26 protein-coding genes are annotated in these 23,015 nt (G+C 54.7%); 11 read left to right on the top strand and 15 right to left on the bottom strand.

Annotated features, from left to right (window positions below):
* Positions 1 to 47 precede the first annotated feature (47 nt).
* On the top strand, positions 48 to 728 hold the full coding sequence (gene deoC / locus LIX91_RS19420; protein ID WP_226488991.1) for a deoxyribose-phosphate aldolase: 681 nt from the start codon (positions 48 to 50) through the stop codon (positions 726 to 728).
* Positions 729 to 762: 34 nt separating this feature from the next.
* Here deoC and LIX91_RS19415 read toward each other — a convergent pair whose 3' ends face one another.
* Entirely contained in the window at positions 763 to 1,011 is a 249-nt protein-coding gene (locus LIX91_RS19415; protein ID WP_003436658.1) for a hypothetical protein, read from the bottom strand.
* A 79-nt stretch (positions 1,012 to 1,090) separates the two neighbouring features.
* Between LIX91_RS19415 and LIX91_RS19410 the strand changes: the two genes are divergently transcribed.
* Together LIX91_RS19410 and LIX91_RS19405 are read left to right on the top strand one after the other, a co-directional pair.
* Positions 1,091 to 1,540 carry a hypothetical protein gene (locus LIX91_RS19410; RefSeq protein ID WP_226488990.1) on the top strand — a complete coding sequence of 150 codons (450 nt, stop codon included), beginning with the start codon at positions 1,091 to 1,093 and terminating at the stop codon, positions 1,538 to 1,540.
* A gap of 222 nt (positions 1,541 to 1,762) precedes the next feature.
* On the top strand, positions 1,763 to 3,532 hold the full coding sequence (locus LIX91_RS19405; RefSeq protein WP_226488989.1) for a DUF262 domain-containing protein: 1,770 nt from the start codon (positions 1,763 to 1,765) through the stop codon (positions 3,530 to 3,532).
* 301 nt (positions 3,533 to 3,833) lie between these two features.
* Here LIX91_RS19405 and LIX91_RS19400 read toward each other — a convergent pair whose 3' ends face one another.
* The 4 genes from LIX91_RS19400 to LIX91_RS19385 form a co-directional block, all read right to left on the bottom strand.
* The gene (locus tag LIX91_RS19400; RefSeq protein WP_226488988.1) at positions 3,834 to 4,598 is read right to left on the bottom strand and encodes a hypothetical protein; all 765 of its coding nucleotides are present in this window, start codon (positions 4,596 to 4,598) and stop codon (positions 3,834 to 3,836) included.
* A gap of 1,082 nt (positions 4,599 to 5,680) precedes the next feature.
* On the bottom strand, positions 5,681 to 6,202 hold the full coding sequence (locus LIX91_RS19395; protein ID WP_226488987.1) for a hypothetical protein: 522 nt from the start codon (positions 6,200 to 6,202) through the stop codon (positions 5,681 to 5,683).
* Positions 6,203 to 6,583: 381 nt separating this feature from the next.
* Positions 6,584 to 7,507, bottom strand: coding sequence for a DUF4238 domain-containing protein (locus LIX91_RS19390; RefSeq protein ID WP_226488986.1), 924 nt, complete (start codon positions 7,505 to 7,507; stop codon positions 6,584 to 6,586).
* Between the two features lie 979 nt (positions 7,508 to 8,486).
* Positions 8,487 to 8,744 (bottom strand): DUF1652 domain-containing protein, encoded by a 258-nt coding sequence (locus tag LIX91_RS19385; protein ID WP_046270234.1) that lies wholly within the window; start codon positions 8,742 to 8,744, stop codon positions 8,487 to 8,489.
* 215 nt (positions 8,745 to 8,959) lie between these two features.
* Here LIX91_RS19385 and LIX91_RS19380 point away from each other — a divergent pair, with 215 nt between their 5' ends.
* From LIX91_RS19380 to LIX91_RS19370, 3 genes are all read left to right on the top strand, one after another.
* The gene (locus LIX91_RS19380; protein ID WP_100072651.1) at positions 8,960 to 9,463 is read left to right on the top strand and encodes a cupin domain-containing protein; all 504 of its coding nucleotides are present in this window, start codon (positions 8,960 to 8,962) and stop codon (positions 9,461 to 9,463) included.
* A gap of 261 nt (positions 9,464 to 9,724) precedes the next feature.
* A complete protein-coding gene (locus LIX91_RS19375) occupies positions 9,725 to 10,255 on the top strand; it encodes a hypothetical protein (protein WP_103688194.1) in 531 nt (176 codons plus the stop codon).
* Between the two features lie 66 nt (positions 10,256 to 10,321).
* Complete coding sequence (locus LIX91_RS19370; RefSeq protein ID WP_226488985.1) at positions 10,322 to 10,696, top strand: c-type cytochrome; 375 nt, start codon at positions 10,322 to 10,324, stop codon at positions 10,694 to 10,696.
* A 66-nt stretch (positions 10,697 to 10,762) separates the two neighbouring features.
* On the opposite strand, the gene LIX91_RS19365 is transcribed toward LIX91_RS19370, so the two are convergent.
* Entirely contained in the window at positions 10,763 to 10,933 is a 171-nt protein-coding gene (locus LIX91_RS19365) for a DUF6021 family protein (protein WP_032702768.1), read from the bottom strand.
* A 157-nt stretch (positions 10,934 to 11,090) separates the two neighbouring features.
* Between LIX91_RS19365 and LIX91_RS19360 the strand changes: the two genes are divergently transcribed.
* Positions 11,091 to 11,510 (top strand): hypothetical protein, encoded by a 420-nt coding sequence (locus LIX91_RS19360; protein WP_003415876.1) that lies wholly within the window; start codon positions 11,091 to 11,093, stop codon positions 11,508 to 11,510.
* 1 nt (position 11,511) lies between these two features.
* Here LIX91_RS19360 and LIX91_RS19355 read toward each other — a convergent pair whose 3' ends face one another.
* Positions 11,512 to 11,841: an EthD family reductase gene (locus LIX91_RS19355; RefSeq protein WP_046270239.1), complete on the bottom strand. Its 330-nt coding sequence runs from the start codon at positions 11,839 to 11,841 to the stop codon at positions 11,512 to 11,514.
* Positions 11,842 to 11,993: 152 nt separating this feature from the next.
* Between LIX91_RS19355 and LIX91_RS19350 the strand changes: the two genes are divergently transcribed.
* The 3 genes from LIX91_RS19350 (at position 11,994) to LIX91_RS19340 (ending at position 14,197) form a co-directional block, all read left to right on the top strand.
* Positions 11,994 to 12,287, top strand: a complete 294-nt coding sequence (locus tag LIX91_RS19350; RefSeq protein WP_003315106.1) for a DUF6388 family protein — start codon at positions 11,994 to 11,996, stop codon at positions 12,285 to 12,287.
* Positions 12,288 to 12,412: 125 nt separating this feature from the next.
* On the top strand, positions 12,413 to 13,102 hold the full coding sequence (locus LIX91_RS19345) for a crotonase/enoyl-CoA hydratase family protein (protein WP_226488984.1): 690 nt from the start codon (positions 12,413 to 12,415) through the stop codon (positions 13,100 to 13,102).
* Positions 13,103 to 13,225: 123 nt separating this feature from the next.
* On the top strand, positions 13,226 to 14,197 hold the full coding sequence (locus LIX91_RS19340) for a magnesium and cobalt transport protein CorA (protein WP_003343166.1): 972 nt from the start codon (positions 13,226 to 13,228) through the stop codon (positions 14,195 to 14,197).
* Positions 14,198 to 14,260: 63 nt separating this feature from the next.
* Here the strand turns inward: LIX91_RS19340 and LIX91_RS19335 are convergent, their stop codons facing one another.
* Positions 14,261 to 14,989, bottom strand: a complete 729-nt coding sequence (locus LIX91_RS19335) for an amidotransferase (protein ID WP_003415871.1) — start codon at positions 14,987 to 14,989, stop codon at positions 14,261 to 14,263.
* Between the two features lie 609 nt (positions 14,990 to 15,598).
* Between LIX91_RS19335 and LIX91_RS19330 the strand changes: the two genes are divergently transcribed.
* Positions 15,599 to 15,970 (top strand): rhodanese-like domain-containing protein, encoded by a 372-nt coding sequence (locus tag LIX91_RS19330; protein ID WP_003415870.1) that lies wholly within the window; start codon positions 15,599 to 15,601, stop codon positions 15,968 to 15,970.
* 54 nt (positions 15,971 to 16,024) lie between these two features.
* On the opposite strand, the gene LIX91_RS19325 is transcribed toward LIX91_RS19330, so the two are convergent.
* The 7 genes from LIX91_RS19325 to LIX91_RS19295 form a co-directional block, all read right to left on the bottom strand.
* Positions 16,025 to 16,855 (bottom strand): transglutaminase N-terminal domain-containing protein, encoded by an 831-nt coding sequence (locus LIX91_RS19325; RefSeq protein ID WP_153221596.1) that lies wholly within the window; start codon positions 16,853 to 16,855, stop codon positions 16,025 to 16,027.
* Positions 16,852 to 17,811, bottom strand: coding sequence for an alpha-E domain-containing protein (locus LIX91_RS19320; protein ID WP_003415868.1), 960 nt, complete (start codon positions 17,809 to 17,811; stop codon positions 16,852 to 16,854). The genes LIX91_RS19325 and LIX91_RS19320 overlap by 4 nt, the downstream gene beginning before the upstream one ends.
* A 12-nt stretch (positions 17,812 to 17,823) precedes the next feature.
* Entirely contained in the window at positions 17,824 to 19,233 is a 1,410-nt protein-coding gene (locus LIX91_RS19315) for a circularly permuted type 2 ATP-grasp protein (RefSeq protein WP_003371557.1), read from the bottom strand.
* Positions 19,234 to 19,398: 165 nt separating this feature from the next.
* Positions 19,399 to 19,611, bottom strand: coding sequence for a hypothetical protein (locus tag LIX91_RS19310; RefSeq protein WP_226488983.1), 213 nt, complete (start codon positions 19,609 to 19,611; stop codon positions 19,399 to 19,401).
* Between the two features lie 83 nt (positions 19,612 to 19,694).
* Entirely contained in the window at positions 19,695 to 20,036 is a 342-nt protein-coding gene (locus LIX91_RS19305; protein WP_003315117.1) for a ribonuclease E inhibitor RraB, read from the bottom strand.
* 237 nt (positions 20,037 to 20,273) lie between these two features.
* Positions 20,274 to 20,522 carry a hypothetical protein gene (locus LIX91_RS19300; RefSeq protein WP_032698242.1) on the bottom strand — a complete coding sequence of 83 codons (249 nt, stop codon included), beginning with the start codon at positions 20,520 to 20,522 and terminating at the stop codon, positions 20,274 to 20,276.
* Between the two features lie 190 nt (positions 20,523 to 20,712).
* A complete protein-coding gene (locus LIX91_RS19295) occupies positions 20,713 to 22,800 on the bottom strand; it encodes an LTA synthase family protein (protein WP_063313644.1) in 2,088 nt (695 codons plus the stop codon).
* Positions 22,801 to 23,015 lie beyond the last annotated feature (215 nt).

Below are 23,015 nucleotides of genomic sequence, written 5' to 3'. Positions count from 1 at the left end.
TTATGGGTATCCACCCAAGTGTTTTTACTGATGACAGGAATCCCTTGATGAACTCACTCGAACCCGCTGCACTGGCCCAGGCCATCGATCACACCTTGTTGGCGGCGGATGCCAGCCGAGAGCAGATTGCCACACTTTGCGCCGAAGCCCGGAACCACGGCTTCTACTCGGTGTGCGTGAACTCCAGCCAGGTGCCTTTTGCCGCTCGACAACTCGCCGGGTGTGCCGTGAAGGTCTGTGCGGTGGTGGGCTTTCCGCTGGGCGCCGGGCTGAGTGCCAGCAAGGCGTCGGAAGCAGCGCTGACGATCGCTGCCGGCGCTCAGGAAATCGACATGGTGCTGAACATCGGCTGGCTCAAGGACGGCCTGTTCGATGAGGTCCGCGACGATATCGCCGCGGTGCTGCAGGCCTGTGGCAAGGTGCCGCTCAAGGTGATCCTGGAAACCTGCCTGCTCGATGAGGCGCAGAAGGTGCGCGCCTGCGAGATCTGCCGCGAGCAGGGTGTGGCATTCGTCAAGACCTCCACCGGCTTCAGCCGCAGTGGCGCAACGCTCGAGGATGTGGCGCTGATGCGCCGGGTGGTCGGCCCTGACATCGGCGTCAAGGCGTCTGGCGGAGTGCGTGACGTGGCCACGGCCAGAGCGATGATCGAAGCTGGCGCAACACGCCTGGGCACCAGTTCCGGGATTGCGATCGTGACAGGCGCAGGCACCGGGGCAGGCTATTGAGTCTGCGGGCTTTGAACATCAAAGCCCGCTGCACTTAGCTCAGATCGATCACACCGGTCATGGCCGTGAAATGGCTTTGCTTGTGCTGAACCTTGTCGAGAACCTCCGCAGGGGTCGACTCGCGGAAGACCACCATGTGCCCGACGTCCTTGCCGCCTTCGGTCACCCGTTCGATATCGTTGATCATCCAGGTGGTCAGCTCTTCGGCAGTAATGCCCAGTTCGGCCGCTACTCGCTGGTGGAGGCGTTCGGCGTCGTGCTGATTGAGTTGATCGCTGTTCATGGGGCTGGCTCCTTCAAGGGGTGTTAAGTTCAGTCCCCGTGAGGGCTCCACAGTTCAGTCGGGTTTGAGCAGGCTGCGAATGAGCTGTCATTCCGGCTTTGCACCAGCCCCCCTGCACTCCTCCGGGTATTTGCATATTTATCTTGCGCGGAAGGCTTCAGAGAAGCTGTATGTCGAGAAAGTAAGCCGTCCGAAGGCCATTACTTTTCAGAAGCTGATGGATCGTGTTCGTATTTATCATCTGTGGCATCAACGGCACGAACGCGACGATTTTCTCAACCTCGTCGTTAGATCAACAGCAAAATTCCAGGTAGGAAAAAGGCGCTCTGCCTTGACCGTATCCGATCAAAAAGCTGGGCAGCTATTTGGCCTGCCCCATCCATCATCAGCACCTGATGAGACATTAGGGATCCAAGACATGGCCGCCTTGAGTCGGTGGCTGCCTGATGTGATTAGGCTGCTATGGGTAAAATCCAGCCGCTCGAAAGCGATTGTTTCCGAACCCAACACACAAACGACAACGGGATAAATCGGCCACCTGATGGCCGCATTCACCTCTTGCAGCTGCTAGAGGCAAAGCTGAGAGCTTGCGTGAGGAAACAGAAGGTCTAGCGAAGCTGGTATTTGGCCCGATAGTTGATCCACTGCCCAGTAAAATATCGCGCTACCGTCGGAAGAACGGTTGCCTTTATTCCATGATATTCACTATGCTGCGAGCCACGGCCCAGAAATATATAAAGGACAAGGATTCATGGCAGACTTAGCTTCGCAACAGACACCTATCCAGTCAGTTTACAATTGGTATCGAGAAGATAAACTGTATGTAAATAGACGATATCAAAGAAAGCTTGTTTGGACTCTTGAAGAAAAACAAAAGCTGGTAGAGTCCATCATCAAAAAATATCCCATTCCAGCAATATTACTAGCTGAAAGAGAAGAAGAGCCAGGCACTTACGAGATTATTGACGGGTTGCAGCGCCTCCATGCGATAGTCTCATTTATAGAAACAGCGTTCCCTACGCTTGAAGGGAATCATTTCGACCTTACGTACTTCCCTACTGCTAAAGCGCACGCAGATGCTGGCGATTTTACGCCTGAGCTAGCACAGTCTTATATCGGACAGAAAGAGATTGGTACACTACTAGATTACCCTTTGGCACTTTCAGTTATGCGCAATGCCACGGATGCAGAAATCAACGACGTTTTCGACAGAATCAACACATACGGTCATCGGCTAAGCGATCAGGAAAGGCGCCAAGCCGGCGTACAAAATGATTTGTCCGATATGGTACGCCTTGTCGCATGTAGCTTGAGGGGAGATGAGTCCTCGAATACTCTTGTGCTTCGAGCAATGCCTTCAATTAGTATTGATCTCCCTAAGACTAAGCATGGCTATGAGATTCAAGCCGACGAAGTTTTCTGGGTAGCTCAGGGCATTCTGAAGTCTACCGATCTACGAGATAGCATGGATGAGCAATGCATAGCGGATGTTGCGGCCTGCATTGTGAGCCCGGCTTTGCTCGAAAGATCGAAGGACGCTTTAGATAAAATATATACTGCTAACTCAGTAGAAAGCAATCAAGTTCTAACAGCTATTGAGGTTTATGGAACTGAGCGCTTCGCCCATGAGTTTAAATACTGTGTAGACGAAATTTTAAAAATTTGCCACATCCATCCGACCTCAAAATTGAGAAACATTGTCTTCGAGACGAGCACAACAAATGCTTTCCCTTCTTTCTTTGCGGTGATTATCATTGCGGTTCATGAGATCATATTTAAGGAACATAGAAAAATCGCCGATTACGCTGCAGTTAGAAAGGCTATTACGAATCTTAACGGGCGAATTTCTACGGGTAGGAAATCAACCTCATCTGAAGAAAGAAGAATTAGTGTAAATACAATCAAGACGTTGATAAACCCGTTCTGCGTAGACATGGGGGCAGAACGGCCAGCATTTGGCGGGCACGCCACTGCTGATATCGACTCTGTGATTCGACGCTCCGAGATTGAGCTTTATAACTATGAATTGAAACAAGGTATGCTTTCGCTAGCTGATGACCGTCATGTCGATGAAAATCTGGTCCAGAAGGTCGTTAAGACCATCTGCGCTATTGCTAATAACGGTGCAGGCCAGCTTGGAAAACTCATCCTTGGCGTTACTGATAAAGTCGCAGACTCTGAACGGGTACTAAAGCTTGATGGCGTTCAGGCAGTCAAAGTGGCCCGGCGCCACGTTGTTGGCGTTGCCAGAGAAGCAAAGCAGCTCGGCATCAGCGTTGAAGATTATTATGCACGTTGGAAATCATATATAAGCGACTCTGACTTATCAGAACCATTGAAAACGTCTGTGCTATCCAATATTGATTACAATACGTATTTCGGACTTGGCGTAATTGTGATTACAGTCCCACCGCAAAAAGAGTTATCTTATTATGGTGGCGATGTTTATTGGCGGGATGGAGATGAGACGAAGCAAGCAGAAGATGCAAGGCGCGTTGCATCTTTAGCTAAACGGTTTTAACTAGCGGCCATCGTTAACACTTTATAAGAGGTTTATACGAATAGAGCGCGCGGCTTCGAGATGCTATGGCGGAGCATGATTCTTCGGCATACCGGCTCATCTCAGTGGCCTCGCAACGGTTGAAATGAGTTGGAAGCTGACGACTAGGAGCGTCCGCTTCTGGCCGCTATCTGCCGATTGCGAAAGGCAGGAGTCGACCAAAAGTGAACACTCTATCACAAGTGTCTACTAGACCTAAAGATGACCATAGCTATGGCCGTGCGCTCAACTCCGGGAGACCCATAATCCCTCAGTCACCTTTTTAAGCAAAATCAGTAATTGATGTCTCTGGTCCGTCACGCAGTCCCACCACACCAAGGTAGAGGCAGATGGGGACAGTTTTACGGTATGCCGGGCCTTGCACGTCAAAAGCAAGCCACGCAGCAGATAATGCCCACATCCATGGGCCTAGAGCATTGAGCCACGGATTACGCTTGACGATCTCTTGTACGAGAGCCTTAGCAGCTTCACGACCAATGATCTGGGCAATAATGCTGATAATGATGACTTCAATGATTCCCAAAGCAACCTTGGGGCCGAGAATCTGGAAAATGATGGGGAGGATAGCGACTTTCCCATTACTTTTCAGATGTTCCATAATCATCTCTCGGTCAACATCTTCAATACCCATTTCCTTAAAAGCTTTGGCAAGTTCTTCGGGCGACTTACTCAGAAGTTCTTTCTCGACGACTGCCACGACAAGTTTTTCCAGTCGTGACTCAACCGAGCCACCCAGCTTAATTTTGACTTTAGCTTTGGCGCATACATCAGCAACCAACTCATTTGCAGAAACACCGCCATCGCTATCGAAAAGCGATCGTGCGAGATAGGCCAAATCTGATGAGCCAAAATAACGAATTTGCTTATCCAGCAGCGCAATCAATTCTTCTTTCACTTCGCCACAACTCCCAGCCTTAGCAAGCAATTCCTTGCGCAGCGAATCATTAGTGAGCGATATATAGTTATCTAGAATACTGGAAACGTAGTTAAGGTCTTCTATTTTGCATTTGCGCAATACAGCTTTCATCGGCCGTTCATCCATTGAGCTAGGGGGCGATTCAATTCACGTTATCGGCTAACGACAGCAAACCATTAGCTTAACTGTTAAATTTTTAGTCTCGGTCTGCGTATCGTACTCTCGCTCGCGGTAGCTAGCTACTCGATCACGGATGCTGTGAATCGACTCATATTTTTTATAGTAGTGAACGACCGTTTTTGACCCAAAAAAGCTGCTGATGACGAATAGCAACGATTGACCAGCGGCGGATGCGTAATTCATCTAGGCACTCATGTCCTGATGCGTAAAGCGCTAGTTCTTCGACGTCGACGCTGCTGATTGCAGTTTGCTAATCATTGGTAACATAAAATCGCTTTCGATGAGTGTGAATCCGCAGAGGGTGACGGAGCCTGTCTCTTTTTAGTAAGTTGCTTCTTGAATTGCCAGCTGACTGTGAGTTCCCAAAGTTTCACGAGAAGGCTACAAGTGATGTGAAACATTAGCCAGAATGCATAGATGCAAGGGCCGCTGTAGCAGTTGCTAGCAGAGAGTTTGCCGTGAGCCATTTCGTGCCTCAACATAGGCCAACCCTTTAGATTGAAAAGCAGATGGAACATGTAAGTTATCTCCTTGCCAAAAACCTGATCTAATTCATACTTACGACTTGAGTAAATTTTACTAAGAGACTGATCTTCCTGCGTAAGGTCGACATTTAGCTTTGCTGCTCTGGTGCCCCGGATAGCAAGCAAGTATCGGAGAGAGTTTTTCAATTGAGGAATGAGTGCGTGAACAGCAGAAACCATGTCCCCTTTAATCATTCAAGCGAACCCAGTGCAAAAAATTGCCTCGCGCCCTGGCGGTACGAAAGCACTGTAGTAAGCGAGTGACTCAAAATGTCTCTCGTGGATGCACTCGTACTAAGTCATGGTGATGCATGTAGGCTTAATTAAGGCTTCGATTTCAACATGATAGTGGAGCCCGACTTCTGAGAGGGCTTCATGATCGAACCACTCTTCAGAAGGCTTACCCCCGAAACCAGCTGATAGTGATTGAGCAATCACCTTTCCTTGCTGGTCGGAATAACTTTTCCCATGCTAAAAGACAGTAAGTATTTACTTTTCTTTTGGAAGAATTTCTAAATCCGACTCGTATTGATAGAGCAAGCCTCCAGTGAAGAACAGGTTCACGGCATCGAGATAGGAAGTAGGTGCAGTCTTCGTCATTCCGTGAAGTTTTCTATTTGTGTACCAGCAACTGTCTGTGACACGTGCACAAAGCAATGGATGATCGATGTAGTCTGTGACTTGCATTAAATCGTCCTGCTGCTGACCTATGTAATCACTCGGTATTAATGAACTCCGACGATCCATGATCATTTGAGGGCCAAATGTGCCAGTCCTACTGGGATTGAAGTGGTAACTGCAAGTGACAGAAAGCACGCTGTAGGCGCGTCCTGCAGCAGCATCTCCTAACTCTTTAGCAACATGCGCCGTCCGTTGGAATATTTCCTGCAACGTATGGAAGTGGAGGGTGTTCGTAATGAAAAGGATTGACGGAAGATTGTCGTATTTAAAGTCATCAACGGTCGCCACGTCCATCATGGCTTGGTTTTTCTTCTGTTTCTGATGACCCACGTTCAGATCCTCTGTGATTCACAGTTTGATTCAACTTAGCGGAAATCGCGGAGGTGACCACGAGCCATTCGACGGCCTCTTTAAAATCTATCGGCAATAGCAATCAGTGCGTACACTAAAGAGCCCAGATGGCCGTCGTAGGCTTCTGAGCGAAACAGTCAGCAAAAGGTCGACTGTTGGCTATCACCCCCCACTGCAATCGACCCATTTCAGCCGGCCGGCAGAATTTGAAATCGACGGGGCCTAGGCATTATCGACTTTATAGATGCGGGCTGGCAAAAAGCGTGTGAATATGGAATGCGTCGACAAGCGCCCAAAGTAGCAGCTACGCCATGGTTCTACTATTCCTATCTGCAACGCTGTGCTACCGCCACTTCACACCTAATCTAAAAGAAAGTCTAATGAACGGTTTCTTGGAGAGATACCTGGAATCCCTTCAATCAATGTATCCATTGGATTATCTGGATGGCTGTAGATTAAATGCTGGCCATTGGTGAATGCATCGATCAAAATGGGTTTCTCTGACCTGTAAAATAGCGCTCCTTTTGAATAAACCTGTATCGCATGATTACAGTTCTGTACTTCTTCATCAGACAAAACAAAGGTAGAAAGCCTAGGCTCAGGACTGTAAGAAGTTGGCCTGCTAATAATTACGCTGATCATTGGGGTAATGGGAGCGATTATCTTAGGACTATGAGGAGGATTTACAGAGCCCGCCACGTTATCAAAAAGCCCATCTCCATATATGAATTCTTTTCCAGATGAAAATAAAACACAGAACTTAGCACGCGACCCAATACTGTCCGAAATTATCCGTTGTGACTGCCGCATGTTTAGACCAATAAGCGCATTTCTCTCATGCGAAGGAAGTTTCCCGCGGAGGTTCTCTGCGACAGAAACAGCCGCCTCCCTATTTCTTGGGCTGCGGACGGCCAAGGAAACTACACACTCAGTCAAAGTTTTTAGCTGATCATCAGTGCTGGGCTGAGGCACAAAGCGAGCCCGTAACTCACGGCCAAGCATTTTCTTTATTTGGAGATTATTTAACCAAGTTATGACCGATGGGAAGGTACTATCCGCCAAATCAAACTCACGCTCGAAACTAGTATCCCAAGGCGTGCTGTCTGCGGGGTTCCGGCCGAGCTTGATGTGATGCCCGTTTCCAATCATGCCGAGCTGTGCAGGCGGAACACGTATCGATGTCCCGTCGGGAGTTATTCGATGCACAAACCCTTTAGAATCAGCCCAATGTTTAGATACGCATCTTGGCCACCAATGGTGCCGCTCGGATTTCAGTCTCATCATCTAGATACCTGCCTCAAGGAACTGTTCGTTTTTCATTATGATAGAAAGTCATCTTCATTCCGATGATTGCGATGAGCGGCCACACCATCGGCCTCGTCTCAAAGCATAACCCTTTCCTTAATCTTAGTGCTCAGTTTGAACCTATACGCATATCGGCGCTTATGGGGATCTGACTGGCAACCGTACCTGCAGATCAGGAAGTCTCTGTGCCTACCCGGCGAAGCATTCGAAATACCAGCTTGGCTGACAGTTCTTGACCGATTCTGTTAAAAACAGTTGGTCGTGGTTTTCACGGCAGAAAAGCACGGGCTTGAGATTGAAATCTTTACGTTGAGCAGAAGACCCCGTTCTCATATTTCGCGTAGCGGCGCGCAAAAAGGCGTTTTCATCGTTCAGTGCCCAGGCAATCTTGATGAAGCGACTTTTCCAACAGAATCGCCCGACAGCGGTCGGTCGCCATTCAAACCCAAGCGGAGGCGCCTGTAATCCGACGCAATCCAGTAGATATTACACGGCAATTTAGAACATATCAGTCCTCGCCAAGCAGCATCCGGCGAAGAAAGCCACACAGGCCTTCTAAATCAATGCGGTTGAGCGTTTCGAAATTCTCTCAGCGTAGCTCACTGAATGGCAACGCCTGTGCGGCTGTGCGAACTGAGGTAAAAGGTGGGACATGACTTGCTGGCGCCGTAATTGCAGTTTCCATCATTTTTGAGAATCCATGTGCAGGTGCGACTCCTGTCATCGGGCGCCGGTGGTTGTGCATCATATTGGTATTCAAACCGCGCGCACCGCGGCTTTAGTTACGTGAGGGAATCAACCTCAGGCCCGACTCAAGGCCCGTTTCTCGGGAAAGCATCGCGTCATTGTCTTGGTGATGGACTCGCGAGGGTAGACGCTCCGACATCGCATCACGCCATGACGATTACTTGAGCCCCCCTCCTTCATCTCCATATCGATAAAACGCAAAGCCCAGTCCTCAAGCCATCCGCCTCAGAGACAAATTCATCTGTCCCATCAAATCTCTCTGTTCTCTCAGAGAGAGCACCAGCCGTGCGATGGATCGGCTGCTCTCTACCTCGGACAGGGACAGCCCCGTTACGTAGAGCTGGATATCACCTGACTCGGGGTGGAGAAGCTTCACCGAGAAGGTTTCATTGGGCGCGACGACGCACTCGCACTTTGAAGGCAGAAAAGCTGTTTCAAGAACTCGCTGAATATCGGGTTTTGAAAACATGGTGCGTCCTCTGGAAGGGGCCAAATCGTGTTGTGAAGTGTAGACGAGTTTCAGGCGAATAGGTTTCCGACCTGCGCAACGGATACACGCGGCGCGGGGGGCTTTTTGTGGCGGCTGCCTGGGGCTGTTTTTGCCTGATCAAGGCAACTGCCCACAACGCATCACGCTCTCTGGTCTAAAGTACCCTCTTCTGAACTCCCCGAGCCTCGACCGACATGAATGAACGCGCACGTGAACTGGCGTCTCGTCTGATTCGCAATTTCAATGAGGCCCCCCTCGCACATGAAGTTCGTGAACCGCTCTATGAAAGCTCGGCAGCCCGCCTGGGCACTGGCACGGCCGCGCAAAAGCTGGGGGCCTCGATTGATGTCGTGGCGCCGGGCAAGCGCTCCTGCCCTTATCATTTTCATCATGTGCAGGAAGAGATGTTCGTGATCGTCGAGGGTGAAGGCAGTTTGCGTGTTGCGGGCGAGATGCTGCCGATCAGGACAGGGGACGTCTTGTTTATCCCCGCGGGTGCCGATTATCCGCACCAGATAATCAATACCTCGCAGGCGCCGCTGAAATACCTGTCGATCAGCACGCGGGAGACGCCCGAAGTGTGTGAATACCCGGACTCGGGCAAGTACCAGGCGATGGTTTCGGTTCAAGGGACCCGGGTGTTTACCGCCAACCAGCGGACCACGGAAAACCTCGATTACTGGGACGGCGAGCCGTGATTTGAATTGTTTGTAAATTGTATCCGGCAGTTCACGCTTTTTTCACGTTCGCGGGTTTATTGTTAACTCAATTCCCAGCAAGACCTTAAGCCCGCTACCCCCCATCGCGGGCTTTTCTTTGTCTGCGATTTGAGCATGCAGCGTTTGGCATGGGTCAAGAGACATCAGGGACACGACTGTTCAAGCAAGCGTCGGGCAGACAGGGAACATCATGCAGAAAACGATTTCCAAGCCCTACCTCCCGGATGAAACCCGTCAATCATGAAAAACACCCTGAAAAAACTGCTCCTCGCCGTTGCGTGTCTGGCGGCTGCTCCCGTGTTCGCTGCGTGTCAGATGACGCCAGTGGAGTACGACATGCCTTCGCAACGCCTGGACGAGGCCTTGCAGCAACTGGCCCATCGATCCGGCTGCCCGGTGAAGGTCGACCTGGGCGCGGACAGCAGCAGAAAGGTCAAGAAATTCAAGGGCACCTTCACCCCGGATCAGGCGTTGTGGCTGGTCTTGAAAAAAACCGGGCTGGAAGGTTATGTCGAAAATGACGGGCTCACGGTTGATCGTCGCGGCCAGGATTTTGTAAACCAGCGAGCAACAGAGCTACGCACGGCTATCGATAAGGCTGGCACACGGATGGAGGCCAGAAAGAAGAAGCGCTTCCTTCATCAACTGGACACCATCGAGTCCGGCGCGAAGAAGGTGGTCCTTGAACAGAGCTTTGTCAGCGCAGCCGAGATGGCGAGTTACAAGCGTGACTTCGACGAACTGTCGAGCCAGATACCGGCCAGCAAGTGATCCCGCGATAATTGCGCTAACATTTACCCCTTTTGAGCGAAAGGCCGAACGCGCTGTGGATGACCGATGAAAAAAACCGCATTACTCCTGCTGGCACTGGCACTGGCCCTGCCTGCGCTTGCTCATGGCGCGGGCGATGCGGAGGCCGGGAAAGCCGTGTTCACCCGCCTCTGCTCGGGCTGTCACAAGATCGGCCCCTCTGCACGCAGCGCATTCGGCCCGCCGCTCAACGGCATCATTGGTCGTCAGGCGGGGCAACAGGAAGGCTACGTGTACACGGACGCGATGAAGAACTCGGGGCTGGTCTGGACGCGTGAAGAGTTGCGCACGTATATCAAGGACCCGAGCGAAGCTGTCCCCGGCACACGCATGAAGCTGTGGTGGATGGGTAGCGATGAGCGGATGGAAGATCTGTTGGAATACCTGGACGCCAACAAGTAGTACGAGGGGGTAAAGCGAGGTCCGGATATAAATCGCCCCCGGTACTCACCGAGGGCAATCTGTCAGTTACTTGTCCGGTGTGTAAGGCGGGTAATCATCCTTACTGCCGTTCTCGGTGGCGGGAGTTTTCGCAGGCTCGGTAGGGTCGATCTGCGGGTCTTTTGCGTTCGGCGACTTCTCGTCGAAACCCGGATCATTCTTGTGGTGTTTGCTGCTGCCTGGCTGAGTGCCGGTCATATGCGCCTCCGTTTTTAAATTCAGGACCTGATATTCAGAGAGCCTGCGGCCACAGCCGTGCGATGTGTCTGACGAACGGGCCTGGCAGAGGGATATGGCAGCGACAAAGAGCAAGTGGTAGCCTTGCGCCATGCTCGCGTCCAGTAGGGATAACACAATGAAAAGGCTTTCAATAACGCTGTCGGTGTTCGCTTTGCTGGTCAGCGGCGCAGCGTACGGCGAGATCTTCAAATGCACATCACCCCAGGGCAAGGTGAGTTATGCATCGATCCCGTGTGATGAAAGCGCGCAAAGCGCACTGCAACGAAAAGGCCCAGCCTATATGCGGCACGCAGACGAACCGCTGGACTACGTTCACAAGACCAACCTCAAGGCGACCGAATACCTGAAGGTCGGCGGTCGCACTCGCGTGCAGGTGATCGAGACCGAGCGCTACAAGGCTTTCCAGCGAAACCGCCCGCCTCCCCCGAACATTCCCTCGCAGTGCCAAAGCCCGCTTTACGACAGTCAGTGTTTCGATCCGTCGGGTGGAATGTCCTCGAAAAAACAGGCGGCGTTTCGGGACGCCGCTCGATAACTTACAGAGCGGTTTTTACATCGGCGCGCACTTCGCTGATCTGAATTTCGGGGATAAGGTCGGTGTAGTTGATGATATCGGCATTGATCTGCTTTGAATGCGGCCCCATGCCGGCTTCAAAGTCTTCAATGGAATCGCAGTAAATGTGGCACATGCCGATATACACAGGGTCGGAGCCTGGTGTGGCTCCGCCTATGCCGCGGTCCACGCTGTAGCCCTTGCAGTACTTGCCCATCAGTTCCTGTACCAGCGGCATGTGTTTGTCACGATAGTAATCGTGGTCGAAACGGGCACCCTCTTCATACGCATACAGCACGCTGATTTTGATCATAACGACAGGTTCCTGTTCAAGTGGTCGATAAATTCGTGCGGACAGCCGCTTGCAAGTGCTGACATCAAAAGCCACCTCCCTCACAATCACGCGGTCTTGCCAGACTATTCAAAGAGACAGCCTGGCTATCGAAACGTTTGAGGCAAAACTACATGAATACACTTGAGTGGAACGAGGCCGCGCTGGCGAAATACCTTGCGACCCATCCGACCCTGAAGGATGAAATCAGCGCCTTGAGCCCCAAGGAGCAACAGCAGCAAGTGCAATGGGCGTTCGAAGACGAGGCCGAGAGCCAGGGTATCGAGACTTGGGAGTTGGCCTTGGAGCTGATTGCCGAGTCGCCCGAACAGTTGCAGAGCATGCGCCTTGAAGCACACCGCCAGGTTGCCGAAGCGCTGGGGATGGAGTGGGAAGAATATTGCGGATTCAACGATATCCAGCCATGACGCGGCGCGCAGTCGGCGCTAAATCAGCCATTGATCGGCACACCATTCAGTGACCCGGCAGTCAGCGCTTTACCTGTTCCTTAGGGATGAGTAACGTCTGCTCACTTCAATAAAGGAATCACGTCATGAGTGATCTGGTCTCGTACCATCTGGACGACGGTGTCGCCACGCTGACCCTGAACAACGGCAAGGTCAATGCCATTTCCCCGGACGTGATCGTTGCGTTCAACGCGGCGCTGGATCAGGCCGAAAAGGACCGGGCCATCGTTATTCTCACCGGCCAGCCGGGCATTCTGTCGGGCGGTTACGACCTCAAGGTCATGACCTCCAGCGCCGAGGCCGCGATCGAGCTGGTCGCACAAGGCTCGACGCTGGCGCGGCGCATGCTGTCGCACCCCTTCCCGATCATCGTCGCCTGCCCCGGCCACGCGGTTGCCAAGGGTGCCTTCCTGCTGCTGTCTGCCGATTATCGAATCGGTGTCACCGGACCGTTCAGTATCGGCCTGAACGAGGTGCAGATCGGCATGACCATGCACCATGCCGGTATCGAACTGGCGCGCGATCGGCTGCGCAAATCGGCGTTCAATCGCTCAGTGATCAACGCCGAGATGTTCGACCCTGAAGCAGCGATGGCCGCCGGTTTCCTCGACCGGGTGGTCAGCGTCGAGGAGCTGCAGAGCACCGCGCTGGCCGTCGCCGGGCAGTTGAAGAAGATCAATATGAGCGCGCACAAGAAGACCAAACTCAAGGTCAGAAAGGCCTTGCTCGACACGCTGGAGGCGGCGATCGAACAGGATCGGCAGCACATGCTCTGATCCTCAACCAAAGCCCGTGTCAACGGGCTTTCGTTTATCGGCGAACTCATACGCGTTTGATCAATCTGATCAGCGACCGCGCATGTTTTTGCGCCACTGACAAATTGAAGAAGCGATAGCGCCATGGGCCGAGTTGTTGCAGCAGCGGTGTACAGCAAGGGCAAAAAAGTCCGTGATATTACCCTCGATGAGGGCGCTGCCTGGGCAGCCAAGCCCGATCATTTCGTCTGGATAGGACTGGAACAGCCCACCAACGCGGAGCTGACCAGCCTCAAGGAGCAGTTCAATCTGCATGAGCTGGCCCTTGAAGACGCGCTGGAGGTGCATAGCCGTCCGAAGCTGGAAACCTTTGGCGATGCGCTGTTCATCGTGACTTACGCGCCCGTGCGCGACAACGGCAAGCTGCTGTTCATCGAGACTCATATCTTCGCCGGCAAGGGCTATATCATCACCTCGCGCAACGGCCACTCCAAGTCTTACGGGCTGGTGCGTCAGCGCTGCGAGGCCAGACCACTGCTGCTGGAGCACGGCGAAGACTTCGTGCTCTACGCGCTTCTGGACTTCGTGACCGAGAACTATCAGCCGGTGACCGAAGCCATCCACGCCGAGCTTGAGCAACTGGAGCAGAGCGTCATTGGTGGTTCGTTGCGCGAGTCCGACATCCAGCACATCCACGCCCTGCGCCGCGACCTGTTACGCATGCGCCGCTATGTGGCACCGATGGTGGAAGTGGGCGAAGAATTGCAGAGACTGAGTTTTCCGTTTATCGACAAGAACATGCGCCCCTACTTTCGCGATGTCGAAATTCACGTCAAGCGCCAGATGGAAGACCTGGGCAACCTGTGTGACATCGCCAGCCAGACAATCGAAATAGGCCTGCTGCTGGAGTCGTCGCGGCAAAGCATCGTGCAGCGCAAGTTCGCCGGATGGGCAGCGATTCTGGCGTTCCCGACCGCCATTGCCGGCATCTACGGCATGAATTTCGAGAACATGCCTGAACTCAAGTGGGAATACGGCTACTTCATCGTGCTGGGCGTCATTCTGGGCGGGTGTACGGCGCTATTCGCCAGCTTCAAGCGCTCCGGCTGGCTATAACCCCGCCACTGCAATCTCATTCAAACAGTCCGGCGAACGCATGACGATGAGCCATGCGCTGGGTCAGACGGACTGTTTTTCCGGCTTGTGCGCCACAAAGCGCATCATCCACTCCGCCACGGTCGCGCCATGATGATCGTGGTCCAGGCTGGCGACACCCTGCTGGTAAATCTGCTCGCCCAGCGCTTCCTGACGAAGGTCAAGCAAGGTGCGGGAAAAGTCATGGATGAACTCGGGATGCCCCTGGAAGCACAGCACCTGATCATTGATATGGTAGGCGGCAAACGGGCAGAACTCGCTGGACGCAAGCACCGTCGCGTTCTCGGGCAGCGCGGTAACCTGATCCTGATGGCTGATCAGCAGCGTGAGACTGTCCATCGCCGGCGTCATCCACGGCCTGGCGGGGGCCAGTTGATAATGGTGAATGCCGACGCCCCACCCCTGCACCGCACGCTCGGTCCTGCCGCCCAGCAGCAAGGCCAGTAACTGGTGACCGAAGCAGATGCCCAGCAGTTTTTCGCCGCGCTGATACAGCTCCAGCAGGTAGACCTTCAAGGTCTGAATCCACGGGTCGGTGCCAAATGAGTCGGCCTTGCTGCCGGTCACCAGGTAAGCATCGAACTGCTCGTCTGCAGGTGGATAGTCCCCTTGCACCACGTTGTAGACCGTCAGCTCTGCGGCGATGGGCTGACGAGCGAAGAGTAATTCGAACATCCGCCCATACCCATGATATTGCTCGACCAGTTCAGGCCGCAGATTGTCGGTTTCCAGAATACAGATGCGTAAAGACATAAAAGGGACCCTGAAGCAGTATTGAGGCAATAGCGCACCGGCAGAGCCTGCCTTGAAGACCTCGGCAAATCAAGCTGCACCCCGGCCCGTTTCAGACGTTTATTCCATGTAGGAAAATTCTGTCCCGGACGAACGGTGCAAAGCTGACGGCCACTGACGAAGCGTCTAGAAAAGGCCTGTGCATTCAGCGCCGCACCCGGTAATAACGTTCGCTTCTAGATAAACACAGTTAGATTCCCAACAGTTCTAAGCTGAACGGCACCTCGGCTCTATGGTTATATCTGTAACAGGAGACGCGCAAAATCCTTTCAGCGCTCGGGCCAGCGGTCGAATGACCGGACCCACCTGTTCAATGCGCAACCTTGCCAGCAGTCGATTATCTGTTTTGCAGATCGGGCCTGCTTCTGTCGCTCAGGAATAACAACAAAAGGCGGTCAGCCATGTTCAAGTACAAACACTCCAAAGTACGTCAGGCGGGATTGATCCTCTTCACCACTGCGCTGTTATTGATCGTGCCTAACCTGAATCGATTGTTTGGCTGATCCACGCGCTTTCGATCAACGTTCAACTGTGCCACTCTTTCCCTTCGCACTGAGGGAGGTTGAATGTATGCGCCAATGGATTGCTGTTTGTGCACTTGTCAGCAGTTTCGCAGCACACGCGGGGATGGTCGATCAGGCTGCGGCCGTGGCAGCGCTGAAGGAAGGCAAGCTGGCGATGGATGTGCGTAGTCAGACCGACTATGACGCAGGCACGGTACTGAACGCCGTGCGCGTCGATGACCGACGGCTGGTCAATCAGATGAAACAGGTGCTCAACGACCGCAATGCGGTGTTCGTGATTTTCAGCAGCACGGACAGCAAGGCCGACAAGGCTCAGGACCAGCTCAGGGCTGCGGGCTACTTCAGCGTCATCAATGGCGGCAACTATGAAGAGCTGCACAACGCACTCTACGACATCACCGACGACCCCGCCGAATAAGCAATGGCCGGGCAGTTGAGCCCGGCCATTTCATGATGCACAGCCCGTTACGGTTTACTGATGCTGCGTCTGGACCTGCACGCGGGTTTTCACTTTCGGCGTGCCGGTCATGGGCGACACCACGACCTTGGCGTGCATATGCTCGGATCCGCCGCCGCGCCGCATGCCGCGCACCGGACAGGCGTCCAGATAGTCCAGGCCTACCGCCAGTTTCAAATGACGCTCGGGGATGGCCAGCTGATTGGTGACATCGAAACTGTACCAGGCGTCGTCTATCCAGGCCTCGGCCCAGGCGTGGCTGGACAGGTGTTCGCTGTCTTCGCTGCACAGATAACCGGAGACATAACGAGCCGGCACCCCAAGGCTGCGGGCACAGGCCAGAAACGCGTGGGTATGGTCCTGACACACGCCCGAGCGCCCGGCGAAAGCCTGCGCGGCACTGGTGTCCACTTCGGTTGCGCCCTGGGTGTAGGTCATGTGCTGGTTGAGCGCCTGCATCAGGTCGATCAACCCCGTGCGGTCAGCGCGCTTGCGGCACTCCATGGCCGCAAAACTGCGAATCGCCTCGTCAGGCTCGGTCAGTCGGGTCACACGCAAGAACGGCAATGCCGACTGGCTTTCGTGCTCGGCCTCGCGGGTCTCGTCGATTTCCACCTGCCCGCGCGCGCCGATGATGATCGATTCGTGCGGCTCTTCCAGGCTCAGAACATGCAAGATATTGCCAAAGGGGTCGATCTGCGCACGCACCGGACGTGGCAACGTCAGCTGCCAGCTGAGCACTTGCTGACGCTCACTGTCGTGAGGTGTCAGGCGCAGATACTGGATACTCGAGCGCACCTGGTCATCGTAGTGATAGGTGGTCTCATGGCTTATCGAAAGTCTCATGCAGCCTCCAGATACGAAGTGTGAATGGCATCACCCAGTTGAGCCAGCATCGGAATGAATTCGTTCAACCACTCGTGCAGGCCTTCAGCCAGAATCTCGTCGATGCTGGTATAACGCAATCTGGCGTCCATCTCGGCCGCCATGCGCTGTGCGGGTCGACCGTTGACGCCCGGCAGGCTGGCCAGAATGACGTCCATCTCCTCCAGGCACGCGCGCAGCGAGCGCGGAATATCGGCACGCAGCAGCAACAGTTCGGCAACCTGACGCGCGCCTGGCGCATCCCGATAGACCTCAGTGTAAGCCTCGAAGGAGGACAGTGCGCGCAGCAAGGCGCTCCACTGGTAATACCCGGCCGCCGAGTTGTCTGCCGCAGCGTTGGCCTGTGGCCCACGCAATTCAAGCATTTCATAACGGGCATCGAGCATGCGCATGGTGTTGTCGGCGCGCTCGATGAACGTGCCCAGACGGATGAAGCGGAACGCATCGTTACGCATGATGGTGCCATAGGTCGCGCCACGGAACAGGTGCGAACGCTCCTTGACCCACTCGCAGAAACGGCTCATGCCGTAGCGGGTCAGGCCCTGCTGGGCGATGCCGCGAATCTCCAGCCAGGTGGAGTTGATGTTCTCCCACATGTCTGCGGTGATACGCCCGCGCACCGCGTGCGCACTGGCCCTCGCTGCGCCCAGGCAGCTGTAGATGCTCGCCGGGTTGGTGGCGTCCAGAGCAAAGAAGTGCAGCATGCGTTCGGCGTGCAGCTCGCCATGACGCTCGATATAGGTTTCCAGCGTTCCGGTGATCAGCAACGGCATGGCTATTTCATCCAGCCCGTCGCCCCGCCCGTCCTGCGGCATCAGCGACAGCGAATAGCTCACGTCCAGCATGCGGGCGAGGTTCTCCGCTCGCTCCAGGTAACGCGACATCCAGAAAAGATCAGAGGCAGTTCTACTTAACATTGGCAGGCATCCTTAATCCTCGACCACCCAGGTGTCTTTGGTTCCGCCACCCTGTGACGAATTGACCACCAGTGAGCCTTCACGCAAGGCGACTCGGGTAAGCCCGCCAGGCACAACACGGGTTTCACGACCGGACAGAACAAACGGGCGCAAATCGATATGTCGCGGGGCGATGCCGTTCTCGACAAAGGTCGGACAGGTCGACAGGCACAAGGTGGGTTGGGCGATGTACGCATGCGGCTTGGCCTTGAGGCGTGCCCGGAAGGCTTCGATCTCGGCGGCGGTCGCTGCGGGGCCGACCAGCATGCCGTAGCCACCGGAGCCCTGGGTTTCCTTGACGACCAGATCGCCGAGGTTGGCCAGCACATGGGACAGCTCTTCCGGCTTGCGGCACTGCCAGGTCGGCACGTTCTTGAGAATCGGCTCTTCGTCCAGATAGAAACGAATCATGTCGGTGACATAGGGGTAAACCGACTTGTCATCCGCGACGCCGGTACCGATGGCATTGGCCAGCACCACGTTGCCGGATCGATAGGCAGACAGCAGCCCAGGGACGCCCAGCATCGAATCAGGATTGAAGGCCAGCGGATCGAGGAATGCGTCATCAAGACGACGATAGATCACGTCAACGGCTTTCGGGCCGTCGGTGGTGCGCATGAACACGCGGTCATCGCGGACAAACAGATCGGCACCTTCCACCAGTTCAACGCCCATCTCGCGAGCCAGAAACGCATGCTCGAAAAAGGCGCTGTTGAAGCGGCCAGGCGTCAGCACCACGACACTCGGGTTGTCCAGATGGCTGGAACTCTTGAGCGTGTCGAGCAACAGGTTCGGGTAGTGGTCGATCGGCGCAATGCGCTGCGCGGAAAACAGCTCCGGGAACAGGCGCATCATCATCTTGCGGTCTTCGAGCATGTAGCTCACGCCGCTCGGGGTGCGCAGATTGTCTTCCAGCACGTAATAGGTGCCGTCACCGTCGCGCACCAGATCGACGCCGGAAATATGCGAGTACAGATCGCGGTGCAGATTCAGGCCCTGCATTGCCAACTGGTACTGCTCGTTGGCCAGCACCTGTTCGGCGGGAATTATCCCGGCCTTGATAATCCGCTGGTCGTGATACAGATCAGCCAGAAACATGTTCAGCGCCTTGACGCGCTGAATGCAGCCACGCTCGACAACCCGCCATTCGCTGGCCGGGATGCTGCGCGGGATGGTATCGAAAGGGATAAGCCGCTCGGTGCCCTGCTCATCACCATAGAGTGTGAACGTGATCCCGGCACGGTGAAACAGCAGATCGGCTTCGCGCCTGCGTTGAGCCAAAAGTTCGGGAGGCGTATCACCCAGCCAGCGGGCGAACTCCCGATAGTGCGGACGGACTACGCCGCCCGCATCGTACATCTCGTCATAAAAGGTGCGGATCATGCCGTACTCCTTGTCACCATGGACACCAAGACCATCGCAAAGCCCGTGCCACCGGCATAAACGCTTTGATTTCAAAAGGTTAGGTAAACACTCGACGCTCTACGCACCATTCCTGTGCACTAAACGCCCAAGCCAATTCTTTCACGCCTCATTCGGAAGCGTCATTCAACCGTGAAATCTATGATCAGCATAGTCAGAGTTGATTTCCGCCAACGACATTAGTTCGCCACACTCCACAGCAACCGAGCAAACAGGGCACCACAAGCCGTTTTTGCCGCCACCGATATTTTGTCCAGCACGCCAAAAATGCCTGCGGATTTTAAACAGACTTCCCTTTGTGCCACTCGTTTGAGTGGCTTTTTTTTGACCACTGTTCATGAACAAGCACCAGAAACACAACCGGCCGATCCGGAAAGTATCCCGAATCAGCCGGTGGTGTGTTACCTGACAATCCGCAGCCATCAAGCGTGCAGTCTTCTGATCTCCTGAGTAACGCCCCATCCCTCGACTTCGCCGTCCATAGGTGAAATGACCGTCTGGAAGTCCTGCTCGAAGTCACCAATGCCGTCATAGGTCGCATACATGACTTTGCTCAATTGCAGGTGCCAATGGCCGTCATCACGTACGTTTACCTGAGTGTTGAGGGATTCGCCGCGAAATTGCTCTGCGGCCTGCCGTGCCCGTTCCTCGTCCGGGAAGATGGCGTAGAACTCGATGGGATAGATTCGCGCGAAGTCAAAACCGCCTTCTTTCATGCGGCGCAGTACGTTACTGCTGATGTCCTCTTGATAGGCTGTGCTCATGAAACGTCCTCCTATGCAACGATAGATAGAGTTTCAACTCTTCCAGAGCGACCGCCGAGTCTTCGGCGGGCGCCTCACGACAGATAATCCGACGCGGGGAATCAAGCATGTAGCTGACCGGACCAGCCTTGGCGCCGGTCGGGTATCGAGATGTCAGAGGCTGCCTGAACAGCCTCATCTGCAGAGTAGCCCCATCGTGGGCCGGATGCCAAGTGGTTGCCACGAAAAGGTTTTTGATCAACGCAGATCAGGCGACTTTTCTGTAATGGAAATGATCTGCACACTGTTATGGTCCTTGAGCGTCTTCACGGTAGGATCATCAGTACGCCCATCAAGGTCATTGAGATCCAGCTCATCAGTCACTGGATACAGGCCCTTGCGCAGTAGACGTGCAACTTGCTCATCACTGGGATGCTGTTCAAAATCGGCCTCAAGGTGCTGCCGCACACCATCCTTGTCCAGATACACAATGGTCCACTGTTTCATCAATGCCTCCCATACGAAGCCAGGCACTCTGGCTTATGTGATCTGGACCTTTCAGTCCACGTATTCGTTCAACCGATTACGCCGCAGGGCCAGCCATGCCGGGCAAAAAAAAGACCCTCGCAGTCAATGCCGAGGGCCCTTGTCGCTTGACTGATCCGACTCGCCGGTCGCCCGGACGAGTCGGTTGTCATCAGTTGCGGTTCTTGCTGGCTTCTACACCTGCCGTGTTATCCAGAAGGCTCTTGGTGGCCGTCTGCAGGAAGCTTTCCAGCTTGCGCTTGAGCTCCTGCGTGTCAGGCGCATCAGGCACTTCTTCGGCATGCGGCTTGGCGCCAAGGGTGTAGGTCAATAGCTTGGCAGGCATCTCGGTCGGCTCGATCAGGATACGGTTGCCGCTGATGATAGCGACCACCTGCTCACTGCCCGACGGCTTGATCACACCGAAGCCCTTGTCACCCTCAGGCAGGTTCAGCAGATCGCGGCCCCAGCACTGGTTGCGGTTCAGGCCACCCAGACGTCCCATGATGGTCGGCACGACGTCGACCTGCGTACCCACGATGCTGCTGCGCTGGCCGAACTTCTCCTGCACACCAGGGCCGATCAACAGCAGAGGCACGTTGAAACGGCCCAGGTCCATTTCGGTCAGTTGCTTGTCGTTACCGAAACCATGGTCGCCCAGCACCACGAACAGCGTGTTCTTGTAGTAAGGCTCTTTTTTGGCCTTCTCGAAGAACTGGCCCAGCGCCCAGTCGGCATAACGCATGGCGGTCAAATGCTCGTCCAGCGAGCCGTGTCCGGTGACGCGCTCGACCGGCAAAGGATCCGGCAGCGCATACGGCGTGTGGTTGGACAGGGTCTGCAGCAAGGCATAAAACGGCTTGCCGTCCTGACGGGCCTTGAGCTCCTGTGCGCCACGGTCGAACATGTCCTGGTCGGAAACGCCCCAGGTCGGATCGGAAAACACCGGGTTGACGAAGTCTTCACGGCCGACGAAGTTGGTCATGCCCTGGTTGCTGAAGAAACCCGACTGGTTGTCCCAGGCAAAGTTGCCGTTATAGACGTAGACATCGTCGTAGTTGCGACCTGTACTCAGCAATTGCGGAAGACCCGACAGCTTGTGGCTGCCTTCCGGCGTCTGCATCAGGTACTCGAAGCCCGGCAGGTTCGGGAAGCACGCCATGGTGGCGAACATGCCCTGGTGGGTGTGGGTACCGTTGGAGAAGAAGTGATCGAACAACAGGCCTTCCTTGGACAACTTGTCGAAGTACGGCGTGATGTTGGCATCGTTGCCCAGGGCGCCCACCGAGTGACCGGCGAAGCTTTCCATCAGGATCACGACCACGTTGCGGATCGGCAAGGTGTTCTCTGCCGGCGGCGTGAAGTCGCGGCGCACAGCGGCAATATCCGGCTCGACCAGCTTGTCGTTCGGCGTCAGCAGCATGTCGCGCACGGTCTGCTGGGCCTCGTTCTGTGGCAGCGTGGCTTTCCAGATGTTGTCGCGATCTTCGGACATACGGCTCTTGGCCGCAGTGATCAGCGTCAGTGTGCCATTCAGGCCCAACTGGTTGGCGAAGTTGGAGTCAGTGGTGTAAGCGTCACCCCAGCGCAGCGGCGGGCCCTGGCGCAGAGTGCCACGGATGCAGACCACCATGACCAGCAACACCAGCACGAACACACCGGCGCGCACATACCAAGGCGCAACGGAACGAGTGGCCTCCGGGCTGGTTTTTGCCGCGACACGTGGACGGGTTGCACGGTCAATCCCCTTGAACACCAGGCTCAGCAGCCAGGTCACCACGGCCCATGCCAGCAGGTAACGGACCACCGGGAAACCGTACCAGAGCATGCTCAGAACAGTCTTCGGGTCTTCCTTGACGTATTGAAACACCAGGCCGTTCAGGCGCTGGTGAAACTCACGGTAGAAGTCCATTTCCATCAAGCCGAAGAACAGCGTGATGCTGCCGACCAGCGTCAGCCAGAAACGGAAGAACCCGCGTGCCGCCATGGCGCGGGCGCTGAACAGCGACAGCACCAGCGGAATGAGCAGGTACACGGTCAGGCGCAGGTCGAAGCGCGTGCCGTTGAACAGTGCTTCAAGGAACGTCGAGGCAGGCGTGTCGCCAATCATCTCGCGGTTGTAGACCAGCAGACCGATGCGCAACAGCGTGTACATCACCATCAGGGCGAAGCCGCTGAGCAGGATGTAAGCCAGATGCGATTTGACAGTGGGGTTTTGCAGGCGGGCTTGCCGATGAATCTGGGCGTCCGTTTTGGCCATGGTTGTCAGGATCCGGTGGATTCAGGGGTAGGTTCAGAGTGCAGAGCCGCCCTCCTCTTGAGGGAGACGGCGCGCGACAGGGCGCAGATATTACTTGATTGCGGGTCGCCAGGGGCCAGGTCAGCCCATGAAGACGCGTGCCTGTTCAGCTTCGCGCGCAATTTTGTGACAGATCGTGTGAAATTTCTGTCGCGAATTAAGCGCTTATAAAGCCT

The organism is Pseudomonas sp. B20, assembly GCF_020515755.1.
GTDB lineage: Bacteria > Pseudomonadota > Gammaproteobacteria > Pseudomonadales > Pseudomonadaceae > Aquipseudomonas > Aquipseudomonas syringae.
The sequence above is the reverse complement of the archived record's forward strand: the minus strand, read 5'-3'. Positions and strand labels throughout refer to the sequence as shown.